Genomic DNA, 14,565 nt, shown 5'->3' with positions numbered 1-14,565 from the left:
CGGCGACGTCGTTGGCGCCCCTTCCCTCCTCCGCGCCGCCCACCTATGCTTTCCCCCCAAACGGGTGCCAACGGTGACGCCCGTGCGGAAAGGAACATGATGCGACGATCAACACCACGATCAAGGGACATCCGGACCATCGCGATCGCGGCCACCGCCGCGGCCGCCCTCGTCCTCGTACCGACCGGGGCCGCCATGGCCGGCGGCAACGGCAACGGCGGTGCCAAGGCGAGTCCGGCCGCCAAGTGCGACAACCGCAACAACAACACGATCTCCAAGCTCCTCCAGTGCGTCGACGCCGACGGCGCCACCGAGCACCTCGACGCGTTCCAGGCCATCGCCGACGAGAACGGCGGCAACCGGGCCGCCGGCCTGCCGGGCTACGAGGCCAGCGTCGACTACGTCGTCGGCGTCCTCGAGGATGCCGGCTGGGACGTCACGATCGACGAGTTCGACTACACCTTCATCGGTGCGTCGACGCTGACCCAGCTCACGCCCGTCAACGAGGAGTACCCGACCGGCGCCTTCTCCGGCAGCGGCTCGGGCGACGTCACGGGCAACGTGGTCCCGGTCGACATCAACCTGGTCGGCGATCGGGCGAGCACCAGCGGGTGCGAGGCCTCCGACTTCACCGGCTTCCCGGCGGGGTCGATCGCGCTCGTGCAACGAGGCAGCTGCAACTTCGGCGACAAGGCGTACTTCGCCGGCCTGGCGGGCGCAACGGCGGTGATCATCTTCAACCAGGGCAACACTCCCGACCGTGAGGCCCTCATCGTGGCCGACGCGTCATCGCGGACCGACGGCTCGCCCGTCTCCCACACGATCCCGATCGTCGGCGCCAGCTTCCAGCAGGGCGTCGCACTCGCGGCCTCCGGTTCGACGGCGAACGTCTTCGTCCCGGCGCCCGAGCAGCGTCCGCAGAAGAACGTGATCGCCGAGAAGACCGGCGTCAACGACGACAACGTCGTGATGGCCGGTGCGCATCTCGACTCCGTGCAGGCGGGCCCCGGCATCAACGACAACGGCAGCGGTTCGGCCGCCCTGCTCGAGATCGCCGAGAACCTCGAGAAGCTGAAGCCGCAGAACACGGTCCGCCTCGCATGGTGGGGCGCCGAGGAGGACGGACTGCTCGGATCCGCGGCGTACGTCGACGGGCTCAGCCAGGCCGAGAAGGACCGCATCGCGCTCTACCTCAACTTCGACATGGTCGCCTCGCCGAACTACATCTTCATGGCGTACGACGGCGACGAGTCCGGCTGGGCAGCGCCGGAGGGCGTGCCGATCCCCGAGGGGTCGGTGCAGATCGAGGACCTCTTCGAGAGCTACTACACGATGGTGGGCGAGCCGTATGACGACGCCCAGTTCAGCGGTCGCAGCGACTACGAGGCCTTCATCCTGAACGGCATCCCCGCGGGAGGCCTGTTCACCGGAGCCGAGGTCGTCAAGACCCCGGAGCAGGCGGACATCTGGGGCGGCATCGCCGGTGAGTCGTACGACCAGTGCTACCACCAGGCCTGCGACGACATCGACAACATCGACGAGCACGCCTTCGACGTGAACGTCGACGCGATCGCCCTCGCGGTGCTGGCCTACGCCTACTCGACCGAGTCGGTCAACGGCGTGGCGGGCGTGCCGGTTCCCGGCGGCCTGTCGCTGCCGGCTCCGGCCGGCCCCGAGGGCACGGTCAACCTGCCGGGCGGCGGCGGGCTCGCGCCCGACCACGGCCACGACCACGGCCCGCGCGACGCGGCCTGATCCACGGCGGAACCACACGAGCGGGGGTGCCTTCGGGCGCCCCCGCTTCGTCGTCGGAACCGATCCTGATTCGCGGGAATACGATGCGTGGGGCATCCGTTGGACCCGATGTATGCAAATGCATATACTTGCAGAATCAGTAGGACCACCCAGGAGGGGCGCCATGCAATTCGGAATCTTCACCGTCAGCGACATCACCCAGGATCCGACGACCGGCCGCACCCCGACCGAGGCCGAGCGGATCCAGGCGACGCTCACGATCGCCAAGCACGCGGAAGAGGTCGGCCTCGACGTCTTCGCCCTCGGCGAGCACCACAACCCGCCCTTCTGGTCCTCATCGCCCACGACGACCCTCGCCTACATCGCCGGGCAGACCTCGACGCTGCAGCTCTCGACCGCCACCACGCTCATCACCACGAACGACCCGGTGAAGATCGCCGAGGACTTCGCGATGCTCCAGCACGTCTCCGGCGGTCGCGCCGACGTCATGCTCGGCCGCGGCAACACCGGTCCCGTGTACCCGTGGTTCGGCAAGGACATCCGCCAGGGCCTGCCGCTCGCCATGGAGAACTACGAGCTGCTCCACCGCCTCTGGCGCGAGGACGTCGTCGACTGGCAGGGCCGGTTCCGGACGCCCCTCCAGGGCTTCACCTCGACGCCGCGTCCGCTGGACGGCGTGCCCCCGTTCGTCTGGCACGGCTCGATCCGCACCCCCGAGGTCGCCGAGCAGGCCGCCTCGTACGGCGACGGGTTCTTCGCCAACCACATCTTCTGGCCCGCATCGCACACGCAGCGCATGATCGCCCTCTACCGCCAGCGCTTCGAGCACCACGGCCACGGCACGGCCGCGCAGGCGATCGTCGGCCTCGGCGGCCAGGTCTTCATGCGCAGGAACTCGCAGGACGCGGTGCGCGACTTCCGCCCCTACTTCGACAACGCGCCCGTCTACGGACACGGCCCGAGCCTCGAGGACTTCACGCAGCAGACCCCGCTCACCGTGGGCAGCCCGCAGGAGGTCATCGACCGCACCCTCGGGTTCCGCGACTACGTCGGCGACTACCAGCGTCAGCTCTGGCTGATCGACCACGCCGGACTCCCGCTGAAGACCGTGCTCGAGCAGCTCGACCTGCTCGGCGAGGAGGTCGTGCCCGTGCTGCGGCGCGAGTTCGCCAAGGACCGCCCGGCCGAGGTCCCGGATGCCCCGACCCACGCCTCGCTCGTCGCCGCGAAGTACGGCGACCAGGCGCCGCGCCAGGCGACGCCCAACGCGAACCGCGGCGACAACCTCGCCGGACCCTCGCCCTACCAGGACGCCGCCCCCGCCCGCGTCACGACCGGCTCGGCCTTCGGCCCGGCCGCAACCCGTTAGGAGCCCGCCATGACCGGCACGACCACCACCAAGCGCATCGTCGTCGTCTCATCGGGCCTGTCGACCCCGAGCTCGACCCGCCAGCTCGCCGACCGGCTCACGGCCGACGCCGTGAGCATCCTCGGCGGGCGCGGCATCGAGGTCGAGGTCGAGGTCTTCGAGCTCCGCGACCTCGCGCACGACATCACGAACAACCTGCTGCTGGGGTTCGCACCGCCGAAGCTCGAGCAGGCGCTCGACGCGGTGGCGAGGGCCGACGGCCTCATCGCCGTCACGCCCATCTTCACCACCAGCTACGCGGGCCTGTTCAAGTCGTTCATCGACGTGATCGACTCGCAGGCGCTCACCGACCTGCCCGTGCTCATCGGCGCGACCGGCGGCACGCCGCGGCACTCGCTCGCGATCGACTACGCGATCCGCCCGCTCTTCACGTACCTGCACGCGATCCCCGTGACCACGGGCGTGTACGCGGCGACGAGCGACTGGGGCGACGGCGGCGACGGCGTGCGCTCGCTGCCCGACCGCATCTACCGCGGAGCGAGGGAGTTCGCCGACCTCGTCGCGGCGACCGACCGGTCGAACCTCGTGAGCGACCCGTTCGCCCTCGATCGCCCGACGGGCCACCTCATCGGCGGTCTCGCGGGGGAGTGAGTCCCGTCTCCGCTGGGCCCGGCGCCGCGTGCGGTGCCGGGCTCTCGGCCGTCCTCCGTGCACCCCGCGCGTCGAGCGCCGCGACGAGGCGGTCGACGCCGAGGCCGAGCACGATCGCCACGGGGATGGAGACCAGCGTCGCCAGCAACGGCCGGTCGCCGAGCGCGGCGCCGACGAGCGCGCCGATCGCCACGTTGTAGCACGCCCAGGCGATGCCCGCGGCGAAGGAGAGCGGGAGGTACCGCCGCAGCGGCACTCGGCCCGCTCCCGCCGCGAGGTTCACGGCGATCCGGGCGAACGGCACGTAGCGCGCGGTGAACACGAGCACGGCCGTGCGGCGGTGGACGCCGACCGACGCCCGCTCGAGGGCGCGGCGCACGCGCGGGCCGCGCTGCCAGCGCCAGCGGTCGAGTCCCACGCGCCGGCCGATGAGGTAGCAGAGCACGTCGCCGAGCACCGCGCCCGCAGCCGCGACCGGGACGACGAGCCAGAGCGCGGGCGAACCGGTCGACGCCGACAGCGCGCCGAGGGCGACGACGAGCGTCTCGCTCGGGAGGACCACGAGGAACGCGTCCCCGACCACGAAGGCGAACAGCACCGGCAGCACCCAGGGCGAGGCGGCGAGTGCGTCGAGCGAGGGGAGGTCCACGCACCGGTTGTACCGCGGCGAGGTGAACGGCAGGTTCGCAGGGGGCGCGGTCGGATGCCGCGGAGGGATGCCGCGCCGGATGCGCCCGCGTCAGCCGCCCGTCGGGGTGGGTGCCGCGGGCTGGGCGCCTGCGGTCGCCGGCTCCGGGATCGGCGTGGGTCCGGTGGTCGGCGCGGCCGGCGCCGTCGCCGCGGTGGTGGAACGCCGCCTCGACGCGCCCGTGCGTACGAGAGAGCCGGGGTCGAGGTCGTAGACCCGGTCGTCGGGCATCGCGTCCGCCCCCGTCTCCGCGCCGCGGAACCAGGGCGCCCACCACAGGACCGTGCCGGCCACCCAGGCGGCGACGACGAAGCCGATCCAGGCCTGGATCCCGGTCACGCCGGACTCGATCACGACCGTCGCGGCATCCGCGGCCGCGACGCGCACGTCGTCGAGAGAGGCGAGCCAGGTCGACAGGGTCACGGTCGCGACCGTCGCGATGACCGTCACGAGCGTGACGACCGCCAGGTGCAGCGGCCGCAGGGCCTGCGAGAGCAGCGTGAGCGCGAGCCCGGCGACGACGAGTGCCGAGGCGATGACGCGCCAGGCGATCGATCCCCACGGCGAGGGGAGCTGGGCCGCGAGCGGATCGAGGGCGAGCATCGGCAGGAACGCCGTCGCCGAGAGCGCGAGGAGGCCGAGCGCGCCGAGCAGAATCCACCGACCGGGGCGCGACCGCCGCGCCGACGCCACCGTCTGCAGTTGGTGGTTCGCGATCTCGGTCACGGTGACGAGCGCGGCGAGCGCCACCCAGAACGGCAGGGTCCAGAGGCCGAAGGCGAGCGAAGTCCACCCGAAGACGACGACGAGCACCGCGGTGAGCGCGACGAGGATCGCCCGCGGCGCACGCGCGCGACGTTCGGCCAGGTCGATGACCCGGCGAGCCCGGTCCTCCGTGTTCGTGACCTTGTCCACGGCCGCGCGGCGTTTCCGATGCGCCGATCGTCCGCCGAGCAGCCGGATGCCGGCGATGAGCGCCGCGACGACCGTTGCGGCCGTCGCCCACCCCCAGCTCCGGGCGAGGGCCGATGAGGTGCTCAGGTCTCCGGTCAGCTCGCGGAGCGCGAGCATGAGCCCGCAGACGAGGATGATCGCCGCGAGCATGAGCCGGGGCGGCGAGAGTATCGCGGGTGCGAGGACGAGCACCGGACGGAGGAGCCATTGCGAGACGCGCGTGGGGGAGAGCAGGCCGCTCTCGCGCACGAGCGCCGGCGAGGCGACCCGGACGACCCGCGAGGCGAGCGCGACCCGGTACCCGGAGCCGAGCGATTCGAGGTCCTGCGTGCCGCGCACCATCCGCGCGCGCACGGCGTCGGCATCGGCGGGCTCGCCGCCGGACGCGACCCGTCGCGCGTATGGACGTTCGTCGCTCGCGTCGAGTTCGCGCAGGAGGGCCTCGTGCACCGGGTCGAGGTTGTCGGCGCTGGGGGACTCGACCTGCGGGGCGGGTTCCATGCTCTCGAGGAGCTCCACGATGCCGGCAGCCGCATCGAGTCGTCCCCACCACCAGTCGTTGCGGCGCCATTCGGCACTGAGGAACCCGGCGAAGTTGGCGACGCGCAGCCCCGCGAGCTTGGAGGATGAGCGCAGCTCGCGCTCGTCGAGGAGGCGCGAGACGGTGTCGTCGTCCAGCTCGCGATCCGTCTTCGCGAGGGCGGCCCGGTAGCCCTCGAGGATCTGGGCATCGAGCAGCGTGCGATAGCCCGCGACGTCGGCGGGTTGGGTGTCCGAGCCGATGCGGTGGAATCGCACGGTCGAGGAGGCGGTGGGCATCCCGCTGCCCGCGAAGATCAGCGGGAGGTCCGTGGCCGGCAGTCGGGTGCCGGCTGGCGGCATCCGGTGCCACGGGGTCTCGTCCCACCGTCCGCGACCCGACGCCGCCACGACGGCGCTCGCGTGCTGGAGCCACTCCACGATCTCGTCGAGCCCGAGCCAGAGCTCGTCGCGCAGGCGCTGGCGGTCGGCGTTCTCCTCGAGCCAGGTCGAGACGAGTCGCCCCACATGCCCGTTCCCGATCGGGACCTCGAACGCGGGGATCCGGTCGATCTCGTCGAGCGTCCGATCGACCGCGTCGTCGCGCAGGTCACGAGCCTGTCGCAGGACCCGGTACAGGCGTTCGCGGAGCACCGCCCGCGTCGTCGTCGCGGTCCCGGGCGTCTGGGCGAGCGCCGCGTCCAGCGCGTGCAGGGAGGTCGCGCGGAAGCTCTGGTCCTCGATCGCGCGGACCCAGGCGAGGGTGCAGAACGCCGCGTCCACGAGGGTCTGCGCGCCCCGCGACACCGCATCGGCCGGCACGTCGCCCACCGGCTCGCCGCGGCTGAGGTCGTCGAGCGCTGCACGGAGGGCGCGCTCGAACCTGCCGATGCTCGTCCGGTCCAGGGCTCGGCGGGGCCGGCGTCCGTCGAGATTCGTGCCGAGCGTCCATTCGCCCGGCCGGCTGAAGACCATCCCGAGGAACTCGGCATCGGTCGTCGAACGCAGGCGTGCGAAGGCCGCGAGCGAACTCACCGCGGACGCGGGATCCTCCCCGGCCGTGGTCCGGGCGTCCAGCCGCACCGCGAGCATCTCCTCCCGCCCCTTCCGGACGAGCGCCTTCGTGCGCTCCTCGTAGACGGCGTCGATCTCGTCCTCGCCGGACTCGGCGCCGCTCCGCTTGCGGACCGCCGAGAGCACCGCGAAGGTGAACCGCGAGAGCGGGTCGGAGCGGGTCGTCTTCGGGTCCGCCGGGAGCTCGGGTGCGGGTCCCTTGTACTCGGTGGCCCGCAGGCGCCAGCGCGAGCTCTCCTTGGGCGACGGGTCGAGGTAGACGAGGGCCCGGTTCACGTGCTCGTTGGCGGGGATGTTGCGCACGGCGCGGAGCGCTCGGTCGATCGGGATGTTGTCGAGCACCCCGCCGTCGACCACGCGGAACGGATGCGACCAACCATCCTGCCGGTGCGCGCTGAAGACGTTGCGCATGTCGGGCGGGCTCGAGCGGTCGCGTTGCTTCAGGGGCTCGGAGTCGGAGTAGATGAGCGCCGGCTCGAAGGCTCCCGGGAACGAGGAGGTGGACCTCGCCGCGTACGCGAGTCGCGCGTATGCGATGTCCCGGCCCTCCGGATCGGCACCGCGGCCCGGGATGCCCCGGTCCTCGACGTCGTCGTGGTCGGTGCCGACGAACCGGAAGTGCGCGTGACCCTCCGCGGTGCTGCGCTCGGTGGTGTCCTTGGCGTCGATGAGGGTCGCCGAGAGGTCCACGACCACGTGCGGGGCGGCCAGGGCGGGATGCGGCGGGTTCGTGGGCGGGCTCCCGCCGTCGGCGTCGCCGCGCACGTGACCCGTGGCGATGCGCTCGAGCGCCTCGGCGAGCTCGACCCAGAAGTACTCGTCGCCGCGGAGGACGGAGTCGAACGCCCCGGGCTTGCCGGTCTGCAGCAGGCCCCAGGCCGAGCCCGTCGTCAGCCAGGTCCCGAGGATGCCCTCGAGCCCGACCCCTGCCCGTTGCGCCACGGCGTACATGACGGCGTTGAGCCCGCCGGCGCTCGCACCGGCGAGGACGTCGAACTCGACCCGGTCGTAGCCGCGATCGGAGAGCAGGCGGGCGTACCGGTCGGCGCGGGCGAGCAGGCTCGACTCCGCGACCGCGGCGGCGTGGGCGGCCTCCGCGGCCTCCGCACCCCCGTCATCTCCGCCGTCACGGCCCCTCGTCGTCACGGTCGAGGGATGGATGAGCAGCGCGCGCGGGGTCGCGTCCCCCTCGAGGCGGAAGATCCGGATGCGCCGCAGGATGTCGAGCTCGGCGATCGCCCCGCCGATCCAGACGGCGAGGCTGACGCCGCCCTTCATCGCGAGCGCGATGCGCAGGCCGCGCGCGTGATACGGCGATGCGCCGCGCGGCAGGAAGACGCGCGGGTTCGGGTCCTCCGCGGCATCCGGCGCCCCCGTGAACGCCTCGACCGCGGCGTCGGGTGCGAGGTCGCGGCCGTGCCGGTCGGGGAACCGGCCGTACGTGCGCTCGGCGGGCGCCGTCGACGACGGCGGTTCGAGGTGCAGCAGCACGTAGTCGTGCGGGGACTCGGACATCATGCCTCCTGTGGGAGACCTGGGGTGGTCGGCCACATGCTAGCGAGGCGGATGCCGCGGCGGAACCAGTGCAGGCACCGAGACCGCGCGCGCCGATCAGCCTCCGCTCTTGCGGCGGAACTCCTGCTTCGTGGCCGCGTTGCCCTGCGCGTGGTCGACCGCGCCGCGGCCGTCGAGGTGCGCCTCGCCGCGGTGCTGCTGCTTGTTCTTGCGCTCGAGCGCCTCGCGGAACTTGCGCTTGACGTCCTCGGAGGGGCCGTTGCTCGTGGCGCCGGTGGTCTTGTCGTCGTCCGAAGTCATGGGCCCAGTCTAGGCCGGGCGGGCGCGGCGGACGCGCCCGCCCGGCAGCTCACGCCTGCGTCAGGTCGCGTGCGCGGAAGCGCAGGAGCCCGAGGATCCAGAGCGCGAGCGCGATGACGGAGAGCACCACGAGCGGCAGCGGCTCGAACTCGACGCCCGGCACGCGCGGCGTGGCCGCGAAGGGGGTGGCCGCGATCGCCTCCTCGGACAACGAGAACAGGGGTCCGAAGATCGCGATCACGGCGCTGGCGCCGAAGACGATCCACGCGATGAGCACCGTGGCGCGCGGGAGCCAGCCCGTCAGCAGCACCGCCACGCCGGTGAGGACGAACAGGGTCGGGATGTACGCGAGCGACGCGGCGAAGATTATCCCGACCTGCTCCGGGTCCGACGAGGTCGCGGCGAACGCGATGCCGAAGACGAGCCCGGATCCTGCGAGGATGACGACGCCCCACACGGCCGCGAGCAGGTAGTGCGCCAGGGCCCACGTCGTGCGCGAGACCGCTCCCGCGATCTGCGGCTCCAGGCGGCCGGATGCCTCCTCGAGGCGCACGGCCGTGGCCGCCTGCACGGCATAGCCGGCGGCGACCATGGCCGCGACCATGACCAACAGCCCCAGCAGGCCGTCGAGCATGGTGTCCGCGCCCGCGGCGAAGACCTCCGCCATCGGGCTCCCCGACGCAGGCAGGTCCGACATGGCGTTCGCGACGCCGCCGTAGAACGCGCCGCCGAGCAGGCCGCCGGCGAGCCAGCCGATCATGGGTCCGCGCTGGAGGCGCACGGCCAGCCCGAGGGTCGTGCCGAGCGATCGGCTGGCGCGTGCGGGTCCGGGCCGGTCGGGCAGGACGCCGGCTCCGACGTCGCGCCGGGACTCGATGGCCGCGGCGACGAGGCATCCGCCGACTCCGAGTCCGACGAGGAGGAGGAGGGGCCACCAGGTGTTCTCGCCGAAGGATCGCATGTTCTGCGCCCAGCCGATGGGGGATGCCCAGCTCAACGGGCTCGGGGTGTCGCCCTCGGCCTGCACGTCGGCGACGGCGCGGACCAGGTAGGCCGCGCCCAGCACGATCGAGGCGAGCGAGTTCGCCGCCCGGCTCGTCGAGGTGAGCTGCCCCGCGACGGCGGCGATGCCGAGGAAGGCGAGGCCGACGCCCGCGATCGAGGCCCCCATCGCGAGCGAGCCCTCGGCCGGGAGCCCGAGGCCGATGCACGTGAGCCCGATGAGCAGGCCCACGGCGATGCTGAGCCCGCCGACCACGAGTTGGTTCGCGAGGCTGTAGGCGTGGTGCCCGACGGCGCCGGCGCGGAGGAGTTCGGTGCGGCCGGCCTCCTCCTCGGCCCGGCCGTTCCTCGTCACGAGGAAGATCGAGGCGAACGCGATCGCGACCGCGAGCGTCATCCAGATCTTGATGTTCAGGATGCCGCCGAGGGTGCCCGCGCCGTAGGGCAGTCCGGTGAGGGCGGCCACGGCCGGGGTGTTCGCGACCGCGGCATACGCGTCGCGCGATTCCTGCGTCGGGAAGGCGACGCGCTGGGACTCGAACACCATCGCGACCATCGCCACGAGGATCACGACCCACAGCGCGAGGCGCAGCCAGTTCCGGCGAAGGATGAACGCGGTCAGGTCGGGGAACCCGGCGAAGGTCGCGACCGGGGTCGCGTGGCCGGGGGTCGCCTCGCCGGGCCGGACCGGTGCGAGCGCGGTCATGATGCGCTCACCGCGTCGGCGGCGGCGGCGCCCGCGGCGGGGAGGTCGATGCCGTAGTGCCGCAGGAAGAGGTCCTCGAGCGACGGCGGCGTCGAGACGAGCGATCGCGGGGAGCGGGCGGCCAGGTCGGCGAGCACCGAGCCGAGATCGGCATCGTCGACGGTGAAGCTCACGTGCTCGCCCACGGCGGCGAGGTCGTGCAGGTCGCGGCGCTCGGCGAGGGTGCCGGCGCCACCCGGCAGCACGACGGAGACGGAGGTGCGGTGCAGGTGGCGGAGGTCCGAGAGCGAGCCGGACTCGACCGTCCGCCCGGCCCTGATGATGGTGACCTGGTCGCAGAGCTTCTCGACCTCGGCGAAGATGTGGCTGGAGAGCAGGACGCTCCGCCCCTCACGCGTCAGCTCGCGGACGGTGTCGGTGAAGACGCCCTCCATGAGCGGATCGAGGCCGGAGGTCGGCTCGTCGAGGATCAGCAGCTCGGCGTCGGAGGCGAGCGCCGCGACGAGGGCGATCTTCTGCCGGTTGCCCTTCGAGTACGTCCGGGCCTTCTTCGTCGGGTCGAGGTCGAAGCGCTCGACGAGCGCGTCCCGCCTGGCGCGGTCGATGCCGCCGCGGAGCCGCGACAGGATGTCGATGGCCTGTCCGCCCGTGAGGTTCGGCCACAGGTTCACGTCGCCGGGCACGTAGGCGATGCGACGGTGGAGTTCGACCGCCTCGCGCCAGGGGTCGCCGCCGAGCAGGCGGGCGGTGCCGGCATCCGCCCTGGCGATGCCGAGGAGGATGCGGATGGTGGTGGACTTGCCGGAGCCGTTCGGCCCGAGGAAGCCCATGACCTGGCCGCGTTCGACGCGGAGGTCGAGCCCGTCGAGGGCGGTGACGGCGCCGAAGCGCTTGACGAGGCCGGCGACCTCGATCGCCGGGGTGGATGCTGCGTTCATGACGGTTCCTTGCTGCTGGGTCGGTGAATGGTCGGGAGTGCGCTCGTCGCGCTCACCGAGGCGGATCGCCGATGTAGAGCAGGTACTGGTCGAGGTAGGAGCTGTCGGCGAAGACGCCGTACGTGTAGAGCTCGATCGAGGGCAGGGCGATCTCGTCGAGCGTCGTCTTCAGCACCGTCTTGAAGTCGGCGAGGGGGATCTCGGGGTGCATCGCGAGCTGCACGATGAGGCCGCCGATCGCGTTCGTCACGAGCAGCCGTGCCCGGCCAGGCGGATCGAGGCTGGGGCGGAGGACGCCGTCCGCGACCGCGGCCTCGGAGTACGCGAGCGCGTCGGCGATCATGCGCTCGACGAAGGCGGTGCCGGCCGGGCTGCCGTCCTGCACGCTGCGGAGGATGTAGACGAGCAGCGCGCCGTGCTCGTCGGCCTCCGCGAGCTGGGCCATCGCGGCGGCGGGGCCGGCGAGTCCCTCGGCCTTGAGCGAGCGATGCCTGGCGAGCACCTCGACATCGCATTCGGCGCGGAGCGCCTCCTTGGAGCCGAAGTGGTGACGGATGAGTCCGGCGCTGACGCCCGCGCGGGCTGCGATCGTGCGCACGGAGGCCGGGAAGCCCTCGGCGGCGAAGCACTCGATGGCCGCGTCGCGCAACCTGGCCCGCGTCGTGAGGTCGCTCGGGCGATCGTCGGCACCGGCCGTGGCCGCCCTGGAACCCGCCGGGAGCGTGGGGGGCGGCACATCCGCTATACGCATGGATCGGATGTTACACGCGTGTATAGCGAACGTCCAGAGGTGCGCCGCCCAACCCGGTGCGGCCGGCAGGTGAACGTTGCGCGACCGGGCGCCGATGCGACGACATCGCGCACGTCCGGCCGTCACGCTGGAGGGGTGAAGGTCGCACTCCTCGCAGAATCGTTCCTCCCGCACATGAACGACGTGACGCATTCCCTGCTCCAGGTGCTCCGCCATCTCGATCGGCGAGGCCATGAGGCGCTCGTGATCGCCCCGCGCTCCGGGCTCGTCGGCGGAGCCCTCGACGAGTCGCTCCACGGTGCCCGGACGCTCTTCGTGCCGTCGGTGCCGCTGCCGAGCTATCCGGAGGTGCGCATCGCGCTCGCCGGGGCCCACCGCCTGGCCGGCGTGCTGCGCGAGCACGGCACCGACGTCGTGCACCTCGCCAGCCCGTTCGTGCTCGGCTGGCGGGGCATCGCCGCCGCCGAACTGCTCGGCGTCCCCTCGGTCGCCGTCTACCAGACCGACGTGCCCGGCTACGCCGAGCGCTACGGCATCCCGGGGGCCGCCCCGGCGCTCGCGAGGCACGTCTCCCGCCTGCACCGGCGGGCCACCATCACGCTGGCCCCCTCGACCTCGGCCATCGAACGCCTCACCTCGCTCGACGTCGAGCGTGACCGCATCGCGCTCTGGCGACGGGGCGTGGACACCGAGCGGTTCTCCCCGTCCCGCCGGACCGCGCGGTGGCGGCGGGATGTCGCCGGCGCCGTCGCCGACGAGGTGGTCGTCGGCTACGTCGGCCGGCTCGCCCCGGAGAAGCAGGTCGAGGATCTGCGTGCGCTCGCCGGCCTCCCGCGCACCCGGCTCGTCATCGTGGGAGACGGCCCGTCGCGTCCCCATCTCGAGCGGATGCTGCCGGGGGCGACGTTCACCGGATTCCTGGGCGGCGACGCGCTCGCCGAGGCGATGGCCGGTTTCGACGTGTTCGTCCACCCCGGCGAGAACGAGACCTTCTGCCAGACCGTCCAGGAGGCGCTCGCGAGCGGCGTGCCGGTGGTCGCCGTCGGACGGGGCGGGCCCCTCGACCTCGTCGGGTCCAGCATCGACGGGTGGCTCTACCGGCCGGGCGACCTCGCCGAGTTCCGGGCCCGCGTGCTCGACCTCGTCGGCGACGACGCCAAGCGGCGGGCCTTCGCCCTTCGCGCCCGCGAGGCGGTGCTCGGACGGGGCTGGGACGTCCTGGGCGACGAGCTGCTGGCGCACTACGATCGCGCGATCGCCGCGACACGGGCAGCACCGGCACCGGTTCCGGCTGCGCCGGCCGCGACGGCGATCGGCCGGGCGCAGCCGCCGGTGACGCCGTCGCCACCGCGCTGGCATCGCTACGTCGCCGTCGGCGACTCGCTCACCGAGGGACTCTGCGACGCCTCGCGGATGGCGGCGGGGGAGTACCGCGGCTGGGCCGACCGCCTCGCGATGCTGCTCGCGCTCGCGAGTCCCCACGGCGACCGGGTCGCCTACGCCAACGTCGCCGTGCGCAGCCGCAAGGTGGCCGACGCGGTCGAGACCCAGATCCCGCTCGCGACGGCGATGCGGGCCGACCTCGTGAGCGTGTTCATCGGCGCGAACGACCTGGTCGGACCCCGCCCCGACGTGCACGGCCTCGCGGACCGGCTCGCGGAGGCCGTCGCCGCGCTGCGCGCGACCGGGGCGGACGTGCTGCTCGTCACCCCGTTCATGCCGCGGCGGCCCGCGTCGCGGCTCTACGCGTCGCGGTTCACTGCCTTCGCCGAGCGCCTGCGGGGCATCGCGCGCGACACGGGCGCGATCCTGCTCGACGTCGGTGCGCTGCCCGAGCTCCGCGCCACGTCGATGTGGGCCGAGGACCGCGTGCACCTGAACTCCGGCGGACACCGCGTCCTCGCCTACGCCGCCGCGCGCGTCCTCGGCGTGCCGGATGCCGCCGCCCTGGGCGAGCTCGAGCAGGCCGCGCACGATGCGCCGCGGCCGGGCGGCGAGGGCATGTCCGGCGGGGGAGCGGCCGGCGATCGCCAGGTCGGCGACCTGGAGTGGTTGGCCCGCCACGCCGCGCCCTGGATGGCACGTCGGCTCAGGGGGCGGACCGCCGGCGACGGTCGCGAACCCAAGCGCCCGGAACCGACGCCCGTGCTCACGCCCGCCGGGACGGCGGCCACCGAGGGCGTCAGGCCCGCGACATCCGCTGTTCACGGGCGAAAAACACGGCCTCTGCTAGGCTGAGCGAGGTTGCCGGTGGGCTGCCGTGCAGGTGCACGGCGAGAATCGGCCGCCGATGGAGCAGGCCGGCAGGAAGCTGGTCCCCTGTGGTGGATCACCAATCGAACC

General features: G+C 72.9%; 10 protein-coding genes. 4 read left to right on the top strand and 6 right to left on the bottom strand.

Translation table 11 applies throughout. The features are described from left to right. The first annotated feature begins 99 nt into the window (after window positions 1-99). The 3 genes from GQQ95_RS13365 to GQQ95_RS13355 all read left to right on the top strand — a co-directional run bounded on the left by GQQ95_RS13365 (window position 100) and on the right by GQQ95_RS13355 (window position 3,775). Window positions 100-1,755 (top strand): M20/M25/M40 family metallo-hydrolase, encoded by a 1,656-nt coding sequence (locus tag GQQ95_RS13365; protein ID WP_157428165.1) that lies wholly within the window; start codon window positions 100-102, stop codon window positions 1,753-1,755. Between the two features lie 163 nt (window positions 1,756-1,918). Beyond that, window positions 1,919-3,124: an LLM class flavin-dependent oxidoreductase gene (locus GQQ95_RS13360; RefSeq protein WP_157428164.1), complete on the top strand. Its 1,206-nt coding sequence runs from the start codon at window positions 1,919-1,921 to the stop codon at window positions 3,122-3,124. A gap of 9 nt (window positions 3,125-3,133) precedes the next feature. Further along, on the top strand, window positions 3,134-3,775 hold the full coding sequence (locus tag GQQ95_RS13355; RefSeq protein WP_157428163.1) for an FMN reductase: 642 nt from the start codon (window positions 3,134-3,136) through the stop codon (window positions 3,773-3,775). Here GQQ95_RS13355 and GQQ95_RS13350 read toward each other — a convergent pair. The 6 genes from GQQ95_RS13350 to GQQ95_RS13325 form a co-directional block, all read right to left on the bottom strand. Next, entirely contained in the window at window positions 3,750-4,424 is a 675-nt protein-coding gene (locus GQQ95_RS13350; protein ID WP_157428162.1) for a DedA family protein, read from the bottom strand. The genes GQQ95_RS13355 and GQQ95_RS13350 overlap by 26 nt on opposite strands. A 90-nt stretch (window positions 4,425-4,514) precedes the next feature. Next, window positions 4,515-8,525, bottom strand: coding sequence for a DUF3376 domain-containing protein (locus GQQ95_RS13345; protein WP_170297063.1), 4,011 nt, complete (start codon window positions 8,523-8,525; stop codon window positions 4,515-4,517). Between the two features lie 96 nt (window positions 8,526-8,621). Continuing rightward, window positions 8,622-8,825, bottom strand: coding sequence for a DUF5302 domain-containing protein (locus GQQ95_RS13340; RefSeq protein ID WP_157428160.1), 204 nt, complete (start codon window positions 8,823-8,825; stop codon window positions 8,622-8,624). 49 nt (window positions 8,826-8,874) lie between these two features. Then, window positions 8,875-10,533 carry an ABC transporter permease gene (locus GQQ95_RS13335; RefSeq protein WP_157428159.1) on the bottom strand — a complete coding sequence of 553 codons (1,659 nt, stop codon included), beginning with the start codon at window positions 10,531-10,533 and terminating at the stop codon, window positions 8,875-8,877. Further along, window positions 10,530-11,471, bottom strand: coding sequence for an ABC transporter ATP-binding protein (locus GQQ95_RS13330; RefSeq protein ID WP_157428158.1), 942 nt, complete (start codon window positions 11,469-11,471; stop codon window positions 10,530-10,532). The genes GQQ95_RS13335 and GQQ95_RS13330 overlap by 4 nt, the downstream gene beginning before the upstream one ends. Window positions 11,472-11,523: 52 nt before the next feature. Continuing rightward, window positions 11,524-12,222: a TetR/AcrR family transcriptional regulator gene (locus GQQ95_RS13325; protein ID WP_170297062.1), complete on the bottom strand. Its 699-nt coding sequence runs from the start codon at window positions 12,220-12,222 to the stop codon at window positions 11,524-11,526. A gap of 135 nt (window positions 12,223-12,357) precedes the next feature. Between GQQ95_RS13325 and GQQ95_RS13320 the strand changes: the two genes are divergently transcribed. After that, window positions 12,358-14,460 (top strand): GDSL-type esterase/lipase family protein, encoded by a 2,103-nt coding sequence (locus tag GQQ95_RS13320; RefSeq protein WP_157428156.1) that lies wholly within the window; start codon window positions 12,358-12,360, stop codon window positions 14,458-14,460. Window positions 14,461-14,565 lie beyond the last annotated feature (105 nt).

The sequence above is a fragment of the Agromyces salentinus genome, from assembly GCF_009749395.1.
GTDB classification, from domain to species: Bacteria; Actinomycetota; Actinomycetes; order Actinomycetales; family Microbacteriaceae; genus Agromyces; species Agromyces salentinus.
This window is presented reverse-complemented; position numbering and strand designations above follow the sequence as displayed.